This is a genomic window from Muribaculum gordoncarteri (assembly GCF_004803695.1).
GTDB lineage: Bacteria > Bacteroidota > Bacteroidia > Bacteroidales > Muribaculaceae > Muribaculum > Muribaculum gordoncarteri.
Genome location: NZ_CP039393.1, coordinates 920,394 through 941,333, shown reverse-complemented (window position 1 = coordinate 941,333; position 20,940 = coordinate 920,394). Strand labels below are relative to the sequence as shown.

The 20,940-nt window shown below is 49.5% G+C and carries 19 protein-coding genes; 8 read left to right on the top strand and 11 right to left on the bottom strand.

The genetic code is table 11. The annotated features are described in order from the left end of the window. The first annotated feature begins 6 nt into the window (after window positions 1-6). Entirely contained in the window at window positions 7-1,116 is a 1,110-nt protein-coding gene (thiH, locus tag E7746_RS04120; RefSeq protein WP_136409931.1) for a 2-iminoacetate synthase ThiH, read from the top strand. A 74-nt stretch (window positions 1,117-1,190) separates the two neighbouring features. Next, window positions 1,191-1,739: a DNA alkylation repair protein gene (locus E7746_RS04115; RefSeq protein WP_136409930.1), complete on the top strand. Its 549-nt coding sequence runs from the start codon at window positions 1,191-1,193 to the stop codon at window positions 1,737-1,739. On the opposite strand, the gene E7746_RS04110 is transcribed toward E7746_RS04115, so the two are convergent. Next, the gene (locus tag E7746_RS04110; protein ID WP_136409929.1) at window positions 1,740-2,648 is read right to left on the bottom strand and encodes a DMT family transporter; all 909 of its coding nucleotides are present in this window, start codon (window positions 2,646-2,648) and stop codon (window positions 1,740-1,742) included. 179 nt (window positions 2,649-2,827) lie between these two features. On the opposite strand from E7746_RS04110, the gene E7746_RS04105 reads away from it, so the two are divergent. From E7746_RS04105 to E7746_RS04090, 4 genes are all read left to right on the top strand, one after another. Beyond that, window positions 2,828-3,526: an OmpA family protein gene (locus E7746_RS04105; RefSeq protein ID WP_123395917.1), complete on the top strand. Its 699-nt coding sequence runs from the start codon at window positions 2,828-2,830 to the stop codon at window positions 3,524-3,526. A gap of 145 nt (window positions 3,527-3,671) precedes the next feature. Then, window positions 3,672-4,184, top strand: a complete 513-nt coding sequence (locus E7746_RS04100) for an ECF transporter S component (RefSeq protein WP_136409928.1) — start codon at window positions 3,672-3,674, stop codon at window positions 4,182-4,184. A gap of 140 nt (window positions 4,185-4,324) precedes the next feature. Next, complete coding sequence (locus E7746_RS04095) at window positions 4,325-6,178, top strand: LysM peptidoglycan-binding domain-containing protein (protein ID WP_136409927.1); 1,854 nt, start codon at window positions 4,325-4,327, stop codon at window positions 6,176-6,178. Continuing rightward, entirely contained in the window at window positions 6,179-6,865 is a 687-nt protein-coding gene (locus E7746_RS04090) for a porin family protein (RefSeq protein WP_136409926.1), read from the top strand. 42 nt (window positions 6,866-6,907) lie between these two features. On the opposite strand, the gene holA is transcribed toward E7746_RS04090, so the two are convergent. Then, complete coding sequence (gene holA / locus E7746_RS04085) at window positions 6,908-7,945, bottom strand: DNA polymerase III subunit delta (protein ID WP_136409925.1); 1,038 nt, start codon at window positions 7,943-7,945, stop codon at window positions 6,908-6,910. Between the two features lie 67 nt (window positions 7,946-8,012). On the opposite strand from holA, the gene E7746_RS04080 reads away from it, so the two are divergent. Further along, window positions 8,013-8,462, top strand: a complete 450-nt coding sequence (locus tag E7746_RS04080) for a type I restriction enzyme HsdR N-terminal domain-containing protein (protein ID WP_136409924.1) — start codon at window positions 8,013-8,015, stop codon at window positions 8,460-8,462. Here E7746_RS04080 and E7746_RS04075 read toward each other — a convergent pair. The 4 genes from E7746_RS04075 to E7746_RS04060 all read right to left on the bottom strand — a co-directional run bounded on the left by E7746_RS04075 (window position 8,454) and on the right by E7746_RS04060 (window position 12,872). After that, entirely contained in the window at window positions 8,454-9,071 is a 618-nt protein-coding gene (locus E7746_RS04075) for a porin family protein (protein WP_123395923.1), read from the bottom strand. The genes E7746_RS04080 and E7746_RS04075 overlap by 9 nt on opposite strands. Before the next feature lie 95 nt (window positions 9,072-9,166). Beyond that, window positions 9,167-11,074 carry a DNA mismatch repair endonuclease MutL gene (mutL, locus tag E7746_RS04070; RefSeq protein WP_136409923.1) on the bottom strand — a complete coding sequence of 636 codons (1,908 nt, stop codon included), beginning with the start codon at window positions 11,072-11,074 and terminating at the stop codon, window positions 9,167-9,169. 68 nt (window positions 11,075-11,142) lie between these two features. Continuing rightward, window positions 11,143-11,940, bottom strand: a complete 798-nt coding sequence (locus E7746_RS04065) for a glycosyltransferase family 2 protein (protein ID WP_238337326.1) — start codon at window positions 11,938-11,940, stop codon at window positions 11,143-11,145. After that, window positions 11,937-12,872, bottom strand: coding sequence for a glycosyltransferase family 2 protein (locus E7746_RS04060; protein ID WP_135946070.1), 936 nt, complete (start codon window positions 12,870-12,872; stop codon window positions 11,937-11,939). The genes E7746_RS04065 and E7746_RS04060 overlap by 4 nt, the downstream gene beginning before the upstream one ends. A gap of 150 nt (window positions 12,873-13,022) precedes the next feature. On the opposite strand from E7746_RS04060, the gene E7746_RS04055 reads away from it, so the two are divergent. Continuing rightward, a complete protein-coding gene (locus tag E7746_RS04055; protein WP_135946069.1) occupies window positions 13,023-13,394 on the top strand; it encodes a YraN family protein in 372 nt (123 codons plus the stop codon). On the opposite strand, the gene E7746_RS04050 is transcribed toward E7746_RS04055, so the two are convergent. From E7746_RS04050 to dacB, 5 genes are all read right to left on the bottom strand, one after another. Next, window positions 13,391-14,980 carry an OstA-like protein gene (locus E7746_RS04050; protein ID WP_238337325.1) on the bottom strand — a complete coding sequence of 530 codons (1,590 nt, stop codon included), beginning with the start codon at window positions 14,978-14,980 and terminating at the stop codon, window positions 13,391-13,393. The genes E7746_RS04055 and E7746_RS04050 overlap by 4 nt on opposite strands. A gap of 140 nt (window positions 14,981-15,120) precedes the next feature. Then, on the bottom strand, window positions 15,121-16,494 hold the full coding sequence (locus E7746_RS04045) for a peptidylprolyl isomerase (protein WP_238337324.1): 1,374 nt from the start codon (window positions 16,492-16,494) through the stop codon (window positions 15,121-15,123). 43 nt (window positions 16,495-16,537) lie between these two features. Further along, window positions 16,538-17,422 (bottom strand): peptidylprolyl isomerase, encoded by an 885-nt coding sequence (locus tag E7746_RS04040; protein ID WP_136409921.1) that lies wholly within the window; start codon window positions 17,420-17,422, stop codon window positions 16,538-16,540. Window positions 17,423-17,607: 185 nt separating this feature from the next. Next, a complete protein-coding gene (guaB, locus tag E7746_RS04035; protein WP_136409920.1) occupies window positions 17,608-19,086 on the bottom strand; it encodes an IMP dehydrogenase in 1,479 nt (492 codons plus the stop codon). Window positions 19,087-19,242: 156 nt separating this feature from the next. Then, window positions 19,243-20,595: a D-alanyl-D-alanine carboxypeptidase/D-alanyl-D-alanine endopeptidase gene (gene dacB, locus E7746_RS04030; RefSeq protein WP_136409919.1), complete on the bottom strand. Its 1,353-nt coding sequence runs from the start codon at window positions 20,593-20,595 to the stop codon at window positions 19,243-19,245. Between the last annotated feature and the right edge of the window lie 345 nt (window positions 20,596-20,940).

Sequence of the window (20,940 nt, the reverse complement as noted above, 5' to 3'; positions counted from 1 at the left end):
ACGACAATGTTTTATGACGAAATAAAAAAATATGACTGGAACGACACCACACGCTGCATAGCATCAAAAACAGCGCGTGACGTCGAGATTGCACTCGGCAAGGAGAATCTGAGCATCGATGACTTCATGGCTCTTATCTCTCCTGCCGGAGCAGCCTACATCGAGCCTATGGCACAATTGAGCCAGCGTTACACTCAGGAGCGATTCGGCAAGACAATCAGCATGTACATTCCGCTCTACATCACCAACTCATGCACCAACTCATGCGTTTACTGCGGATTCAATCACAACAATCCGTTTAAGCGCACAATCCTCACCATGGAGCAAATCGAGCAGGAGTGCAAGGCCATACGCAACCTCGGCCCGTTTGAGAACCTCTTGATTGTCACGGGCGAGAATCCGGCCAAGGCGGGTGTCGACTATCTTGAGAAGGCGTTACAGACATGTCGTCCCTACTTCAACAACCTCACTATCGAGGTTCAGCCAATGAAGTCCGACGACTACTACCGGCTCACCAAGTCGGGACTCAACGGCGTGGTGTGCTTCCAGGAAACCTACAACGAGGCCAACTACAAGAAGTATCATCCGGCAGGCATGAAGTCGATCTACGATTGGCGACTCAACGGATATGACCGAATGGGACAAGCCGGCGTACACAAGATAGGCATGGGAGTGCTCATCGGCCTTGAGGACTGGCGCACCGACATAACCATGATGGCGCGTCACCTGCGTTACCTGCGCAAAAACTACTGGAAGACGAAATACTCGGTCAATTTCCCGAGAATGCGTCCGTCGGAAGGTCATTTCCAGCCAAATGTGGTAATGTCGGACCGCGAACTCGCACAGGTGACATTCGCATTCCGCATCTTTGACCACGATGTCGACATAAGCTACTCCACTCGTGAAAATCCTGCATTCCGCGACAACATGATGAAGCTCGGCGTGACATCGATGAGCGCGGGCAGCAAGACCGACCCGGGAGGTTACTCGGTTGAACCCGACTCATTGGAGCAGTTTGAGGTCAGCGACGACCGCTCACCCGTCAACGTGGCCCGACGCATACGCGAACTCGGCTACGAAGTCGTGTGGAAGGACTGGGACAAAATCTTTGACTGAATGTAACAATCAAGAGCTGTGGCTGACCGCATTTCAGCCACAGCTTAATAAACACTAATCATCATTACCGCTATATGACTGAATTCAATCCGATGCAGCATATAAAGCATCAATTCTATGCAATGCGCAACGGCGCTATAGCCGATAATATGCGTCGACAGGGGGCACCCTACCGCATAATATTCGGAGTCAACCTCCCGCAGCTCACCGAAATAGCCCGCAACACGGCCAAGTCGGCCGAAATGGCCGAGGCTCTCTGGAACAACACCTCGACCCGCGAAAGCATGCTGCTCGCGCCCATGATATACCCGCAAGAGCAATATGACATCGCCACCGCACGCCGCTGGAGCAACGGCATAACCACCCCCGAAGTGGCCGACATTCTGTGCATGAAACTGCTGCGACACATGGATTTCGCATCACAGCTTGCCGATGAGCTTATATTGTCGGAAAACGACATGGTGCGATACACGGCATTGCGGTTGATGTTCAACCTGCTGCCCAATCGCATAACCGAAGTGAAAGCCTACGCCGAAAGCGAAATGCAGCGCGGCTGCAGCCTCACGGCATCGGTGTGCCGTCCGTTGCTCAACGAAATAAGTTTTCTGGAAGAAGAAAATTGATTAACGGCATCGACTCATGCGGTCGCTGATCCACACTCCCAACAGGATCAGCGAACAACCTACATAGCCGACAATCGACACCTTTTCACCCAATAGCAACGCCGATGCTATCAGTGTTATTATAGGTTGTATGTAAAGGTAATTGTTGGCTTTTATTGCACCCAGTCCCTTTATGGTGAAAGCCCATATAATGAAGGCTATCATCGAACAGAACACACCAAGGAACAAGAAATTGCTCCATACATCAAACTGCAGGTACACATCAAGCGGAGTGTGCTCGGGAATGGCTATCAAAAAAGGAATTGCCGTCACCATTCCGTAAAAGAATGTCTTGCGCGAGATAAACATGACGGTGTAGAACGCACTCAGTTTCCTGAGCACAAGACTGTAGACCGACCAACACACTGCAGCCGAAAGCGACAACAAGTCGCCCAACGGCTTCACATCCAGCACAAAGCTACTGTTGAAAATGACGCATCCCACGCCAAGGAATGCTATAAGCGAGCCCATCAGCACGCCCTTGCCCGGGCGTTCATTCTTGTAGATGGCACCCACCAAGAGTGTCGTAATAAGCGGTGAAAGGGTTACAATGAGCGATACATTGGATACAAGCGTATATTCAAGCGCCGTGTTTTCAGCGATGAAATAGAGAGATCCGGCGCAAAGGCCGCATGAAACAAAGAGCAATTCATCGCGAAGCGAGTTGGAAAATATACGCTTATGGCACACACACAGCACAAGCAAATAGGCAAGAAGGGTTCTCACCACATATACTTCAGTCGGGTTAATCCCGTGCTCCAGAAGAACCTTGGTCGACACAAACGAAACGCCCCATGCAGTGACAGTGAGCAGTGCGCCAAGATGATACCACAATGCCTTTGACTGATTTGCTCTTAAATTAACGCTCATATAAACGCCCTATTAAAAACTTTTGTGCAAACTTACTCAAAATTTCGCACAAACGGCAAACAATTCAACCTTTTCTCTTGTATTTATAAGTAAATAAAATCACTTCGAGATAGAGTGCGAGTAAAATAAAATGTTAACTTTGCCATCTCGGATTAAGTTAAAATGTAAAATTAGAAACTATGAAACTTATTAAGCTTACAGGTGCGGCATTATTAGCCGTGTGCATTCTTGTTTCATCGGGATGTAGTTCAATGACCAACACCGGAAAGGGAGCTCTTATCGGTGGCGGTGGCGGCGGTGCCTTAGGTGCCGGCATAGGCGCTCTTATCGGCGGCGGTAAAGGTGCCGGTATAGGTAGTGCAATCGGTGCTGCAGTAGGTGCCGGAGCAGGTGCCCTTATCGGAAAGAAGATGGACAAGCAGCAGCAGGAACTTCAGGCTGCTCTGCCCGAGGACACAAAGGTTGAACAGACCACCGACCAGAACGGATTACAGGCAATCAAGGTGACATTCCCCGGCGGAATCCTCTTCCCCACCAACGGAACTACACTCAGCCCGTCGGCAAAGCAGGATCTTTCCAAGTTTGTCGTGTCATTGCGTGAAAATCCTCTCACCGATGTACAGATTTTCGGATTCACCGACAACACCGGTGGCTACGCTGTAAATGAGAGAGTATCAACCGGTCGTGCCGATGCAGTGCTCTCCTATCTCGTCAACTCGGGCATCCAGCCTACCCGTCTTTCAGCTCAGGGTGTGCCCATGGCCGACTATGTAGCATCAAATGACACTCCTGAAGGACGTGCTCAGAACCGTCGTGTGGAGATCTACATCACTGCAAGTCCGCAAATGATTCAGGACGCTGAGAACGGAACATTGTAATCTACAATATTGCGACATAACACATCGGGATGCACTATATCAGTTAGTGCATCCCGATTTTTTTTCATTTTTAAGACATTGTGATTGTCCACATTGAAGAATAATGTTAATTTTGCAACATAAACATTTAACAGCATCAAAAATCATGACCGCACAATCCATCCGTCTTCATTCGCTTGAATACCGCGATGTACGCACCTACATCATCGCAGCACTTTTTGTCGTAGGCAATGTAGTTTTGCCCCAGATATGTCACCTCGTACCCGGAGGCGGCCTCACCTGGTTGCCGATATACTTCTTTACCCTTGTTGGAGCCTACAAATTCGGATGGCGCGTCGGAGTCATCACCGCACTTATGTCACCGCTCATCAACTCCATGATGTTTGGCATGCCTCCCGTAGCGACGCTCCCCATCATCACGATGAAGAGCCTCATCCTTGCAGCCACCGCATCATGCTTCGCTCATAAATTCAACCGACTCTCCATCATCGTGATTCTTGGCATAGTCATCAGCTATCAGCTGATAGGAACCGCCATTGAGGCACTCATGATAAACTCATTCTCAGCCGCACTCTCCGACCTTACCACCGGACTTCCCGGACTGGCTTTCCAGGTAATAGGCGGCTACCTCACCATACGCTACATCCTCAACAAGTAAGTCACGCAATAACTCATAGTGAAAGGACAGGAGGGAAAATATTCTCCTGTCCTTTCATTTTTTATGGTTTTAAACATAATGTTTTGAGATAACGAAAAATGTTTCTTACCTTTGTGTTGATAATAACGCAGTTTTGAATTATGAAATTTCGCAACCCGTTCATAAAGCTTACAGCCTCCGCTTTGATGCTGATTCTCACGGCAGGAGCAATGCAGGCAATTGAGCTTCCCATAAAGAAAATAAACGGTAAAGAATACTACTATTACCAGGTTAAGCCGAAAGAAACAATCTACAGTTTGTGCAAACAATTCGGACTGACCAAAGCCGAACTTATAAAATACAACCCCGTTGTGGCCGACGGATTGCGCGCCAACCAGATTCTCTATTTCCCTGTCGACGAAATGGATCAAATCACAGCGGAGAAGGAAGCTCCCGAAGAAAAGGCCAAGCCCAAGACTATAGATGTGGCATCGGTAGCATCGACCCATTTCGTGGAGAAAGGTGAAACCATCTACGGAATCAGCAAGCACTACGGAATAACCGAAGAGGAGCTGATTGCGGCAAATCCATCGATAGCCCACGGCCTCAAACAGGGAGTGGTACTCAACATCCCCAAAAGCGGAAATCACGTGACATCGACATCATCGGAAGCTGATGTAGCCGAAGTCGACAACTATACAAGGGACGAAGAACCTGCAACCGAGCCGGAACAAGAGCCCGAAACCGAAACCACCGTTGTGGCTGAAGAAACGGAAACCGAGCAAAAAGCAGCACCTGAACTAAAACGTGAACCTGTAATGCCGGCCATCCCCACGACTACCGTCAACGACTATTACAACGAGGAGGACGCCGATGCCGAAGAGCCGTCGGAGGATGAAGCAACCGAAGAACAATCGGAGGAGAGCGACTCTACAATTGTCGACAACTCCGTCGACATAGCCATGATGCTTCCCTTCATGCTCGACCAGGAGAAACCCGACAAGCAGACTCAGCTATACACCGAGTTCTACAAGGGATTCCTCATCGCAGTCGACAGCCTGCGCAACATCGGCAGCAAAATCAACATCCGCGCATTTGACACTGCGGCAAGCATCGACACCGTGCGCAACCTCATGACCTCGCCCGACTTCGGAGTATATGACATCATAATCGCTCCTGATGACGAGGCTCAGCTCAATGCCATCTCGGACTTCGCATTACAGCACGACATGAATGTAATGAACATCTTTGCCGTAAAGAGTGAGTTGTACAAAAACAACAAGGCTGTAATGCAGGCCAACATCCCCCACTCCGACATGTATGATGAAGCCGTTACCGCATTGCTCGGCTCCTACATGGACTACATGCCCGTGCTGCTTATCCCCAACGAAGGCAAGACCGATAAGATTGAATTTATCAACAAGCTCCGCTCCGAGCTGTCGTCACGCAACCTGCCCTTCACCGAGATACACTATTCGGGTTATCTGAAGGAGAGCGACCTTGCACAGCTTGAGCATGACAACCGTTACATATTCGTACCCGCATCGGGAACACAGACCGAGTTCTCTCACATCATAGGAGCACTGAAGACCTATCGCGAAAATCTCCTGGACTACAACAATGTGCGCCTCTTCGGCTATCCCGAATGGATTACATTCCGCAGCGACATGCTCGAGAATCTGCACACGATGAACTCAACCATCTACTCACGCTTCTTCAATGACGACTCAAGCTACCGCTCGCGTGACTTCGCCGAACTCTACAAGCGTTGGTACGGCTCACCCATGATGAGCGCGATTCCCGTGCAGGGCATCCTCGGATTCGACACCGGATTCTATATGATCAATGCGATACACCGTGACAACAACGGGTTGAACAACTCACATTACTCTTACGACGGAATCCAAAGCGGCTATCACTTCTCAAAGCCCGCCGAATCGGAAGGTGTAATAAACGACCGATTGTACTTCATCAATTTCCGTCCGTCAGGAGTAATCGAAAAACTTCCACTGTAAATGAACATGATTCGCAATATAGCATTGGCTCTGCTGCTGTCGGTCGTCGGCTTGACCGCATCGGCACAGGCTCACTATACCTCAAAAGTGGCAATAGGCGGTAAAGCCGGTGTCACACTCTCCAAAATGTCGTTCGCGCCCAGCACCAAGCAGTCATTTGTAGTAGGTGAAACGATGGGTATAACAGTGCGCTACTGGGAGGAGCGTCACTTCGGACTGATAGCCGAGTTAAACCTGGAGCAACGCGGATGGAAGGAGAATTTCGAGGGTGCACCGTTCAGCTTTGAACGCAAGCTCAACTATATACAGCTGCCGCTTCTCACCCACATATTCTTTGGAGGACGCACCGTAAAAGGATTCTTCAATCTCGGCCCCGAGGTGGGATACATGATCAGCACAAGCTATTCATCCAACTTCGATGTCCACAACATAGCCAACATACCCGACTTTCCGCCAAACCGCGAAACCGACCAGATGATATTGGAGCCCACCAATAAGTTTGACTACGGAATATCGGGCGGTGCGGGCATTGAATTTACAATCAAGCGCAAGCATCTCATAAATCTCGAAGCACGTTACTACTTCGGAATCGGCAACATATTCCCCGATGAGCGTCGTGACACATTCTCGGCCTCGCGAGGAATGTCGATACTCGTCACCCTGGGCTACAGCTATCGCCTGAAATAATAAGCTTTCTAAGAGCCGGTTCGACAATAAATATCAACGGCTCTAAATCTTGCCGGGAGCGGTGAGGATGTGAAACACGAGATCATTGAGGATGTCGTAGGAATCCATACGCGACCCCACACCCTTGCTGCGACAATCGGCTACACGAATCTCGTGCAGAATCTCAATCAATTTCCACGCATTGTAATTGCGCATTCCCTGCTTGTAATCGTCGGGCAGCCATGAACGGCGTATTCCTATCTCGGCACATAACGCACTCTCGCTTCTGTCGCGACAGTAGGTGACAAGCAACAGATTGGAAAAATAGTTCCATATAGTGCCTATAGTCACTACAACAGGATTATTCTTGGGATTGCGGCGGAAATAATCGACAATCCTGAAGGCACGGTTGAAATCCTTCAAGGCAAGAGCGTTCACAAGTTCAAAGTTATTGTAATCCTTGCTCATGCCTATGTGGCGTTCAATCACCTCGGGGGTTATCGTTGACCCGGGGGCAAGAGCCACCGTGAGTTTGTCGATTTCATTGTACAGTCGCGAAAGGTCGGTACCCACGTAGTCACGCAACATGGCGAGTCCTTTGGTTTCGATGTTAAGCCCCTTCTGCTTTATGAATCCGCTTATTATGGGCCCGGCATTGCGGTCGGTCACCTTCTGTGACTCAAACACCACCCCACCATGGGTGTTTATCTGCTTTATCAGGTCCTTGGCCTTGGCTTGCGCGCCACGACAGCTGATCACCAATATAGTCGACATCGTGGGCTGTGAAGCATAGAGATGAAACCTGTTAAGCTGGTCGGCTCTTATGGCCTGTGCCTCCTTCACTATCACCACCTGATAATCCGACATCATAGGATAACGGCGACATGCGTCCATTATCGTGTCAGGCCCTGTTTCCGGGGCATAGAATGTGTAGAGATTAAAGTCACGGTCGGCTTCGGGAATTATATTCTCAAACATCGACAGCAACTCGTCGATATAGTAGCCCTCCTCGCCATGCAGCAAATATACGGGAGCATATTTGCGTGATGCGAGCTGCGATTTCAATCCTTCAAATGTAACTGCCGACGATGCCTGAGCCATAACTTATAAGGGTAATAATTTTTTTTGTAAATTTACAGAAAATAAGTGACGCAAACAAGAATATTGAATGGAGCTGAATCTGCCATCATTTGACATAAGACTGCAACGTGACGACGAAGGTGTAAAAATCTTCGACCGATTGCGCAAGAAGTTCATCATACTCACCCCCGAGGAGTGGGTAAGACAACACTTCGTGAACTATCTGATAAATCATAAGGGATTCCCTGAATCGCTAATGGCCAATGAAATAGGGATAACACTCAACGGCACGCGTCGCCGTTGTGACACGGTGGTATTTGACAAGCACGGCTCTCCGATGGTGATTGTCGAGTATAAGGCGTCGTCAATAGTGATTTCGCAGTCGACATTTGACCAGATAGTGCGTTACAACATGGTGCTCCATGCACGTTATCTCATCGTGTCAAACGGCATGAACCACTATTGCTGCCGCATTGACTACGACAACATGTCCTACGATTTTTTGAAAGAAGTTCCCGATTACGCCGATTTAGAATAGGTAGACCACTCTAATGTCCCAGGTGCGGTTCTTGGCACTGAAATCATCGAGCAGCTTGGTCTTGACGGCATAGACCATACCCCATGTGCGGCTTGCCTGTACCTGCCAGTTCTTGAAAATCTCGACACCCAATCCCACGGTAAGTCCCATTTCGCCTCCGGCATACTTCAACGCCTTCACATTGCTGTGAGCGGCAAGGATGCTGAATGACGGACCACCGAACACAAAGGGAGCGACATAGTCCTCCATTCCGTTAAGACGAGTATATTTGAATCGAAGATGTATAGGTATCTCTATGTAATGAAGATAGCTGCGCTCCTTGCCATAACCCTGCGAAGCCCACACGAGCTTTTCGCCGAGATTCAATGTGGCACCGCGCTGCTCATAGAAAATTCCCGAACTTACACCGAAACCGATACCGGGAAACATCATTTCGGTGGCAATACCGGTTGAGAATCCCACACTCTTGTCGACTGTGATCAAGTCTTGACGGAATTTAAGATTGGTGATATCGATTCCCAGCATAGGGCCGTAACGGAATTGAGCCGATGCGCTGAATGCGCCTATCATTGAAGCCACGAGGGCAAGACATAGAATATACTTTCTCATTTATAATGTTATTTTAGCACAAAGTTAACGATAGTCAACGTATTTACGCAATAACGAAGTGTAAAAATCGTGAAATATCGACGAAAAGCACAAAATCATGCAAAAAGTCGCGCTATGTCATCGATTGCTATGATGTTTATTATAATTTTCCCGTCGGGAGTATAGTTGGGCGTAGTCAGTTTAAACAAATCGCCGAGCAGATGCTCCATTTCGGCCGATGTAAGCTGACGCCCCGGCTTTATCGCCGCGGCTCTCGCCATCGACAATGCAATGTGGTGACGCAGGTCATCGGCTATCTTACCGCTTCCATCGACAACAGTGTCAATCATCGAGAGCATCAGTTCTCTCGGGTTGACATCGTTCATTACCGAAGGCATACCGTTAAGAGTCCAAGAGTTGTCGCCCAAACATGAGATGTCGAAGCCGAGGGCATTTGCCTCATCGACGATACCCTCCATAACGGCATTCTGCGCGGCGGTAAGGTCGACGACTTCGGGAAATATCACACGCTGTGTGCTCAACGCATCAAGATTTGCAAGATCGATGTAACGGTCATAGAGTATCCTCACATGAGCGCGATGCTGATCGATGACCATGAGCCCCGACTTGGAGGGCGACAATATGTAACGGTTCTTAAGCTGCATTACGCTCTGACTGTCGGTCACCGCTCCAAAGTCCAGTTCCCCGGCGGCATCATCATTCATGGTCGACGATACGGCCGACAGGTCGATATCATCGGTCATGTCGTTCAACGCACTTCCGCGCATTGTTTCGTAGGACTCATCACGGTTACGTGCAAAGTCTTCGTAAAGCTTCTCCCAATCCTGCGTTGCGTCATTCAATCCGCTTCGCCATGAACCGCCCGATGTCGACGGCGATGAATCGCGCGTGGAGGTGGTGTTGAAAGGATTGTATGACTTGTCGATTTTCACCTCATGGCTGGCATTGGCATTGGGATTGAACACGGGAATATCGGGAGCATCGGTGACATCAAATTCAATCGACGGCACGGCGTTGAACTTACCCAGACCCTCCTTTATGACAGCCGTGAGAATCTGCCATATAGGCTGCTCGTTCTCAAACTTTATCTCGTTCTTGGTGGGATGTATGTTGACATCTATCGTATCGGGGTCAACCGTGAAGTTCAGGAAATAGCACGGTTGCTCATCGGCTGGAATCAACTGGTCGTAACACTGCATCACCGCCTTGTGGAAATAGGGGTGACGCATATTGCGCCCGTTGACCATCAGATATTGCAAGGCTCCCCTCTTACGCGCATTTTCCGGTCGGCTGACAAATCCCGATATGCGCACGAGCGAAGTGTCGGTTTCAACCGGGACAAGCTGCTTGTCAAGAGCCTTGCCGAAAAGGTCGATTATACGCTGCTTAAACGAGCATTTCATCAATTGATGGACAGTCGTGTCGTTATGTACCAACAGAAACTCCACATTGGGATTGACCAATGCAAGGCGCTCAAACTCACGGAGTATGTTGCTCATCTCAACGTGATCGCTTTTAAGGAACTTTCGCCTTGCGGGCACATTGAAGAATAGATTCTTGACCATCATGTTGCTTCCCGGCGTACACACATCGGGCTCCTGGCTTTCAACAGTCGAGCCGCTGATGACGATGCGTGTGCCTATGTTGTCGTCCTTACGCATAGTGCGCAATTCGACTTGCGATATGGCGCATATCGAAGCAAGAGCCTCGCCACGGAATCCCATTGTGTGAAGCGAGAACAGATCGGAGGCCTGTGATATTTTGGATGTAGAGTGACGCTCAAATGCCAGTCGTGCATCGGTAGGCGACATTCCGCAACCGTTGTCGACAACCTGTATCAAAGTGCGTCCGGCGTCTTTAAGTATTATTTTTACGATTGTAGCTCCCGCATCTATAGCATTTTCGACCAACTCCTTTATCACCGATGCGGGACGCTGAATCACCTCTCCGGCCGCTATCTGGTTAGCCACCGAATCGGGCAACAGCTTTATTATATCGCTCATTTTATATAGTTTTCCTTGATTTAATTCACTGCAAAAATAGTGAAAAGCTACGATATTTTACCCACTTTTCAACGCAATCGTGCATTAAACTCCTTGCGCTCCCGGTCGAAAAACCAACCCCACTTGTTAAAATATTTCATCATGTTCACGATGTGAATCCACAACATCCTGCTGTTGTGATAGGAAGCTGCACGGTGATGGTGGACCACCGTTATTCCCGGATAGTATATTGTGCGATACATCCTGTACAATCGGCGTGAAAGGTCGATGTCCTCGGGATACATGAAGAACCGCTCGTCAAACAATCCTACTCTTTTCAGTGCCGACACGCGCAGCAGCATAAAGCTACCCTGATGATAGGGAGCATCGAATATTGCATCGTGTGACATGGATTTAAGCAGATAACGCTCATCGGACAATCGTGAGATAAATGACGGCATGAAACGCCGGGCAAATACATTCCACGGCGTGGGAAGCATGCGGCTCGTGTATTGTAACGCACCTGTTGAATCGACAATGCGCGGATGCAGCAAAGCCACATTCTCATTCTGCTCCATGTAACGCACGGCTATCTCAACCGACTCCGGGAGAAATTCCACATCGCTGTTCAGCACAAGATGGTAACGCACGCCCGCTTCAATGCTCTTACGTAACGCCACATTGTGCCCCGCACCGTAACCCACATTGTCATTAGCCATGTACTCAACGACGGGGTATCGGCCGCAAAGCTCCTTGACGGCGATGTCACGGGCATTATCCACCACATACACCTTGCTCACGACAGGCGAAGAGAGTGACGCAAGACAACGGCGCAACTCGTCACAATCGGTGTGATACGTTACTATGGAAACCGCTACATTCATCATTTCGACAGGCGTGACAATAATTTGAAGAAACTCCGTCCCGGCAACGAAGCGATTATACCGAGCTTATTCTTTGCCCTTACCCGCTTGTCACGCAGGCAATCCATGCGCAACTTCGATATGGCATCCCAACAAGCATCGGCTTCCTTAGAGTCACCCAAACCGTTACGCACAAGCAGGACAAACATATTGAAGTGTGCACTCAGCATGCGGCTTTTAGCGGCAGCCGACGCAGCGGGGCAATTGAGAGCGACATACTCCCCTATTCGTCCGACGACATCGAGTACATCAAGCCTGTCACGGGTGAAAACCGACAACCGGCTTCCGGCGCGCTTGCGGTAGAAATATAACACCTCATCACGGAATACAATCCTGCGGGCCTTTCCTATTATACGCGGCATTATGTCGAGGTCCTCATACATGATTCCGGGGGTGAAACGCTCCTCGTCAAACAGGTGACGCGCAAACATCTTTCCCGATACCGATGAATCGATACCGTCCTGATAAAGCAACGACTTCATGGCATCGTCACGTGACATAATCAGAGGTTCTGAATCACAGTGACGCATCTTGCCACCTACACGCGTCACCGCCATATCAGCATCGGCCATCATCGCATATAACCGCGTGACATAATCACGGGCTATTACATCGTCACTGTCGACAAACGTGACATACTCGCCCCGCGACACATCGATTCCGGCGTTACGTGCAACCGAAGGGCCGCAATTGTCACATTCAACCAAGCGGAATCGACCGTCACGTTCAACACGCCGGCGACATATAGCGTTACTTCCGTCGGTCGAACCGTCATCAATAAGAATCACCTCCATATTGTCGCACGACTGCAAGGCAATGCTCTCAAGACATTCGTCAAGAAAGGGAGCCGTGTTGTAGACCGGAACTATTACCGATATTAAAGGGATATGATTCACATAGACAAAGTTAGCACATCACGACAAATGTAGCGTCATTGCTGTGTCAAAAATATTGCATAACGTTTACGCTTCAATTAAATCGATTGAAAACGCACAAATTATCGGATAATTATTCCTATGTTTGCCCTTAATCAACATCAACATGACATGGCACAACATAACGAACTTGGGAAATGGGGCGAACAGGTGGCCTACGAGTATCTTCTCGTGCAAGGTTACACGATGGTTGAGCGTGACACCCGGCAAGGGCATTTTGAAATCGACCTTATAGCCACCAAGGGCAACCGCATCATATTCATCGAGGTCAAGACGCGTTCCGACCTCAAGGTCGATCCCGTTCAATCGATAAACTCACGCAAGATAGGACGAATATGCGCCGCCGCCAACAGCTATGTAAAACAACACAAACTGCCCCATGAGGTGCAGTTTGATATTGTCATTGTCATCGGAAATCCCGACAACTATACGATTGAACACATTCCCGACGCATTCATTGCGCCGATGCGCGGATACCGCTAATCGACCCGTCGTTTTCTAACCGATGGATCGGGCTCGTTCAACAATGCCTCCATTTCGGGAGGAATGTTGAATATGTCATCCTTATCCTTTGGACGCAACGCTTCATACCATTGGAAATTGGAGAGATAGAATATCGACTTCTTGGCCAAATAAAGAGGTGTAGCCGTTCCCGTGACTTCAGGCCACATCTTTATACGCTCTACCTGCATTGGCCCGGCAGAGAAATCGGCTGTAAGGAAGCTACTCTCGGAATTCACTATCTTGTTTATGGTAGAGTCGCTCTCCTCTGGCAACATCACCACCTCGACATTGCCGCTTACATCGAGCCTGCGCATATTGCCGTCGACAAATGTCGCCAGCATCTCCTTTCCGCTAAGCTGATTGTAAAACTCCTCGCCTACATGCTCGGCCGTAAAACCGAACTCGGGCAACTTGGCCCAATCGACCGTGGAGTCATTGAAATGCACATATATCACATTTCCGAATATCTGACGCGCCTCATTCCACACAATGGGATGACGGTGCATATAGAGGGTGGAGTCACGCTCCATGAAGCTTAACGAATCGCAAAGTCCCTGGATGTCGACTCGCCAAAAACGCACACGCGGATAGGCCGTCATGACATGGGTGGAGTCGTCGTGCAACACATAGGAACGTATCGTGTCGCCATGCATATAGAGAGTGTCGCCCTTGCTGTATTCAAGGATTCGGGCACGATTGGTGGCAAATGCGCTGTCCTGTTTCTCAAAGTAACAGCCGTAGTTGCCCTCAAGCATTGTCTGCCTAACCGAGTCGGTAAGCACCATGTTGCCGAAAGCCTCGCCAAAACCGGCTTTCTGGTCGTAGTATATGGTGTCGCCTGTCAATGTGCTGCCTCCCTCGGTGACGATAAGCGACCGGTCAAAGAGTTCCGAGAAGCCCATGTCAGTATTATAGATACCGTTACTTGAGTAGACGGTTGCACTGTCGGTGACAATAGTCGTGGGGCTAACGATGCGTGCTATATGGGTGCCGGTATTGTAAAGCAGAGTTTCGGTAGTCATGCGGAAGTCCTTATCCTCAATGTCGTTCAGCACCACATGCTCGCGGAACTCGGCATCCTTGGTATCGGGGCTGTATTGTCCGTAACCCGAAGTCAACTGATTCTCGGCATCGGTAATCTTGCCCTCGTTGTCATAGTAACCGATATTCGACGCAATGTCGTAATAGAAAGTATAAGTTTCCAATTCGACATCCTTATTAATAAGTCGCACCGGATTTATGTCATCGCCGTAGAAAGTGGCAAGTTCATCGGCACCGTTATAGTCAAGCTCGTCAGCATATACAAACAGGGTGTCGCCCTGCTCCATCCTCACATTTCCAAAAGCGTTCAACGAGCTTGACGCTTCGTAGAAATGAGCGCTGTCACAGAACATGAACATATCGCCCTTTCGGAACTGCACGTTACCTATCAGCACCTGATATTCGGTGCTGACCTTCTCATCCATCAACAGCTTGTCGGCACGTTCAAGAAACACACGACCTTCGGTGTGACGATTAGCCGATGGAATGGTAGGCTTTATCGCCAAAGTATCATTGGTTGCCAAAGGCGACTGTCCCTGCCGCTGCAAACCTTGACTGCCAAAAACTATCGACGGGACAAGAATACCCAAAAGGCATAGAAGGATAAGACTCCTTCTATGCCCTGAGTATAAATTATGTCGGTCGTTATTACGATTCATCTAAATCACTGATTTTTGTTTCGCTTCAACCAGCCATCGTGCTGGAAATCACAGTCGCGCCATCCATCCTCGATGCGCACGTAGGTATCCTTGATTTTCTTGTCGATCCACTCGGCAATTATCTTATTGCGCAACGAGTTTTCGTACATGTTCTTTATCATCTGGTAGTCGTCGCTCAATGTCGCGCGATGTCCATCGATGCGGTCGGCCAGTTTCACGATAACCACTATCTCACGGTTGTTGGTGGGATCCGACATGATGAACGGCTTCGACACCTCGCCTATCGACATGGTGTTTACTGCGCGGCTCACCTCCTGCGGCAGTTCACCCATCTGGAATCGAGTAGTACCGGTTTCGCCATTCACCATCAATCCGCGGTTGAATCGTGTATTCTTATCCTGCGACAAACCCGCTACAGCATCCTCAAAGGTGAACTTCTCGGCAAGAATGTCGGAGCGCACTGAATCGAGTCGGTTTATAGCGTCGGTAAGATCCTTTTCAGCAACCTTCGGGCGCAGCAGGATGTGTCGGGTGTTGATGCGGTCGCCGCGCTTCTCGATAAGCTGAATTATGTGGTAGCCATAGGTTGTTTCAACTATCTTGGACACCTTCTTGGTGTCATTCAGGTTAAAAGCGGCAGCGGCATACTCAGGCTCGAGATGACCGCGACCGAGGAATCCGGTTTCACCGCCTCGCATACCCGAACCGTCCTGTGCCTCGGAGTGGAGAATGGCAAGAGTCGAGAAATCGGCTTCGCCCTTATTGACCTTATCGGCATAGTCACGCAGTCGCGACTTGACCTCCTCGATTTCCTCTCGCGGAATCACGGGATTTATAGTGAGAATCTGCACCTCCACCTGCATGGGCACGAAAGGAATACTGTCCTGAGGAAGTCCCGAGAAATATTTGCGGACATCGGAGGGTGTGGTCTTGATGTCCTTGGTGAGATTGGCCTGCACCTCCTGCACCTTATATCGATTACGCATAGACTCCATCATCGTTTCACGTATCTGAGGCAACGGACGACGATAGAACTGCTCAACCTTCTCCTGAGTTCCAAGCTCATTGATAAGATAGTTGATCTGCATTTCCACACGCTGTGAAACTGCACCCTCGGAAACCTCGACCGTATCAAGTTCGGCCTGATGCAAGAAAAGCTTCTCGATAGCGAGTTGTTCGGGAATCACGCAATAGGGATCACCGTCTATGTTGGCACGCTCATAGAGCATGGTCTGATACATCTCCTCGACTTCCGACTTATAGATGGGCTGATCGCCTATCCACCATGCCACTTCTTCAATGACATTGTTGTTTTGCGCTATAGCAGCGATCGCCACCCCGGCGGCTGCAAATAATGTGATTGCTTTGTTTAGTTTCACTTTATATAATTTCTATTCTTGGTTAGCAGTATTAAGTTAACTATCATTGCTTGGCATCGTTCAACCCCAGGTCGACATGCACCTCGATGTCACCGTCCTTCAGCCCCTGGTCATAAAGTTGCTGTCGCAGTTCACGGTCATAGTCAACACGTGTACGGCTCATAAGCAGTTCCCTTATGCTCTCGGCAGCCGCCTCAAAGGGGGAAACGGAACCCGACGGCATATATTCACTCACGCTCAGCAGATACACATATCCGTCACGCGTGGTTTCAAATGTCTTGTTACGACTCAGAAAGGCGTCGGGCGAACCGCCGAAGTCAAAGGGGATTTTGGCTTCGACCTCTTCCCATGCAATCCATCGGTCACGAAAATAGTCGTAATGAATCGCTTCGCTCAATCCGTATTTCTCAAGATTGTCGATGTCGGCGGCCTTGTCGGAGCGATACCATTTACGCACATCCGACAGCCCCGCCGCATCCTTGGGGACCTTAATGTAGATGCCTTTTACAAGCGGACTCTTCAGCTTGAAATCCGATTTATTGGCTTCGTAGAATGCTCTCAAAGTGTCAACCGGAATGCTTTCGGCGGCATGCTCGGCATACATCTGACGGCGATATTCCCACATCAGCAACTCGTTTCGATAATCCTCGACAAGCTTGTCGATGCGCTTTGTGTCGGAGATGTTGCGTGCGGCAATCTCCCCTACCAGCTTATTGTCAATCCACGTGCGGATATAGGCACGTGTAAACTTCACGCTGTCGTCGCGTGACAATCCATAAGGAATATTCGATGCCAAATCATCGGCTGTAAGCGTCGATGCGCCTACCCTCACCAATACATCATCCTCCACCGAATCGGATTCGGTGCCACTGCAGGCGGCGAAAGCGATAATGAGAGGCATGAAAGCTATGTAACGTATTACATTCATCTTAATGTATATGGCAATCAAGCTTCAAATTTACTAAAAATTCAAATAAGGCAACTCCTTTATTGGATTTTTATTGACTTTTATGAGATATTTAAGCTTTTTTGAACTATCGATTCAAAATCGAGAGAGGCATGCTGCGGCGGTTTACCGTGACATGCCTCTCTCATTTATGTTAAAGCAATGAATTACTGATGTGACGCACTATAGTTGGGTGCCTCGCTGGTGATAGCCACATCGTGAGGATGGCTCTCGGCCACTCCGGCATTGGTGATGCGTGTAAACTTGGCACTATGCAGCTTATCGATGTTCTTGGCTCCGCAGTAGCCCATACCGGCTCTCAAGCCGCCGAGCATCTGATAGGTAACCTCATAGAGCGAGCCCTTGAACGGAACACGGGCGGCAATTCCTTCGGGAACAAGCTTGCGGGTATCGGTTTCACCTGCCTGGAAATAGCGGTCCTTTGAACCCTTCTCCATAGCCTCAAGCGAACCCATGCCGCGATAAGCCTTATACTTACGGCCGTTGTAGATGATAGTGTCGCCGGGCGACTCCTCAACACCGGCAAGCATACCGCCGAGCATAACCGAATAAGCACCTGCGGCAAGAGCCTTTACAATGTCACCCGAGTAACGGATGCCGCCATCGGCAATCAACGGAACATTGGTTCCCTCAAGAGCCTTGGCAACATCGTAGACAGCCGACAACTGAGGAACTCCCACACCGGCAATAACTCGAGTTGTGCATATAGAGCCCGGACCGATGCCCACCTTAACGCCGTCGGCACCGTTCTCGACAAGGAACTTGGCAGCTTCGCCTGTTGCAATGTTGCCGACAACCACGTCGATGTTGGGGTACTTTTCCTTAACGCTGCGGAGCACGCCGACCACACCTGCGCTGTGACCATGAGCCGTGTCGATAACGATTGCATCGACACCGGCAGCCACGAGTGCATCCACGCGGTCCATGACATCGGGAGTCACACCCACGCCGGCGGCTACACGAAGACGGCCAAGAGCGTCCTTGCAGGCATTGGGCTTGTCCTTAGCCTTGGTTATGTCCTTATATGTAACGAGGCCCACAAGTCGACCTTCATTGTCAACTACGGGCAACTTCTCTATCTTATGCTGTTGGAGTATGCTTGCAGCCTCTTCAAGATTGGTGGTCTGTGAAGTCGTGACAAGGTTCTTTGATGTCATCACCTCATCGATAAGGCGGTTGAGGTTCTGCTCGAAACGCAAATCACGATTGGTAACGATACCTACAAGCTTACGGTCGTCATCAACAACGGGAATACCACCGATGTGGAATTCCTCCATCATGGCCAAGGCATCCCTTACGGTGCTTCCGCGCTTGATGGTGACAGGATCGTATATCATACCGTTTTCGGCACGCTTAACGGCATGTACCTGACGAGCCTGCTCGGCTATCGACATGTTTTTGTGGATAACACCGATACCACCCTCGCGAGCAATGGCAATGGCAAGACGAGCCTCGGTCACCGTGTCCATAGCGGCCGAAACCAGTGGTACATTCAATGTTATGTTTCGTGAAAACTTGGTGGTAAGGTCAACACACCGCGGTAAGACTTCCGAATAGGCCGGAATCAAAAGGACATCGTCAAATGTAAGACCGTCCATTTTTACTCTATCTGCAATAAATGACATACTGTGTAGAATTTATTGCGCACAAAGTTAATGCTTTTTTCACACATTAAAAAATCGGCGGCCAAAATCATTTCTGCTTTGGCCACCTTTTTTAATATATTTTAAGCATTATGGGCAATTTTGCCCGTTTCAGCCACCAGAGCGTGCATCGCCGCATCAAAACAGGGTGAGCAGATACTTGCGTATAGCGACACGCACATCGGCCGCACGACAATTAAAACCGTTCACCATTATGACAACCACATGGGTGGGACGGCGTGAGGCGTCAAGCTTGTAACCGGCATAGCACAGCACACCGTTCATGCTGCCCGACTTCAGTGCCAACCGTCCGGCAAGCCTCGTGTCGGCAAGAAGCGACCTTACAGTGCCCTCCTTTCCCGCCAACGGGAACAATGACACATAATCCTTGTCAGACGACATCTTAGCCAATATGTCACCAAGAAACTTCGGGGTGAAACGGTTGGTGCGCGCAAGTCCGCTACCGTCACACACCTTTATCGAGGAGAAGTCGACGCCTTCACCCTTCCAATAATCACTCTGTACCTCAAGAGCGGCATCGGCAGTGTGCAGCCCCTTGGCCGACGAAAGCGAGCGCAACATTCCCTCAGCAAAAAGGTTATTGCTCTTAAGCATCATTACGCGCAATATCTCGTCGCGCAACGGCGACTTGTGCCTTAACGGAGTGATGCCATTAACCTTGACCTCCATGAACTCGTTGCCGCACCCGATGCCGGCACTACCCAGTGCATCGACAATTTCGTCACGCAACACAAAGTCAGGATAGGGCATCGAATAGCGTGACGCATAACTCTCGCCCCTGACGGTGCCATACACATTTAATATATAGGAGCCCTCGCCTCGCATTGCCATGACATCGCCCTTTGAGCCGCTGCGCAGTGAATTGACAACTTCAAGCCCCGGAACGGCCGGTGTAGTGTCGACACCCGTCGACCCGTCGCCGGGATACAAACGCATCGAGAAACTGTTGTCCTTATAGTTCAAGCCATAGAGTCCCGCACCATATTCCCAGGCAATGTCCTCAAGCAACCAATAGGGCGACACGCCTATTTCGGGAAATCCGCCGTTGTCGACCAAAACCTCCCCGGCTATTGAGTCAATGCCCTGTTGACGCACCCAGGCAACAATGTCATTTACAAAACCCTTGTTAGATGGAAAACTCCCCGACTCCAACGTTGGATCGCCGCAGCCATGCACCACGACATTTCCCGACAACACTCCGTCGACGATCTCGCCATGCAATGTGACGGCAGTAGTGAACGGACTATCCTTACCCAACATTCTCACAGCCGACGCTGCAGTGAGGCACTTTGTAACCGATGCCGGAGTAAACGCCTTCTCGGCATTATAGGACTTCAGGCATTTTCCGGTGGCAAGCTCCATAACGTATATGCCCTCAAGCGCAGCCTCATCACCCTTGAACACTATTGGTGACGCAGCACCGGCACATAACGCAAAGCTCAAAAATAGAAAAGCAATCAAATGTTTCATGCTTCAAAATTACATAAATTCCACGAAACAGCGACTCCACGGTATATTTTAACCTTACAAACAGGCTAAGAGTCGGTTCGACAATAAATATTAACGGCAGGGTCGCATAGTGCGGAGCGTTTTTTGGTCTGCGAGGAAGGAGTGTACTGGATGTACACGACTGACAAACAGACGGAAAAGCGCCCGCAATATGCGAGGCGATGGTAATTTTGGTTCAACCAAAAGGGAAAAGGTTTGATTTGTGTTATATCTCAGTAACATGAATCATTGGCTCCATGAAAATAAAGTTTAAACATTGCCGGCGGAAGCGCATCCGTAAGTTTTTGTCAGGCTTCCTTGGAAAGG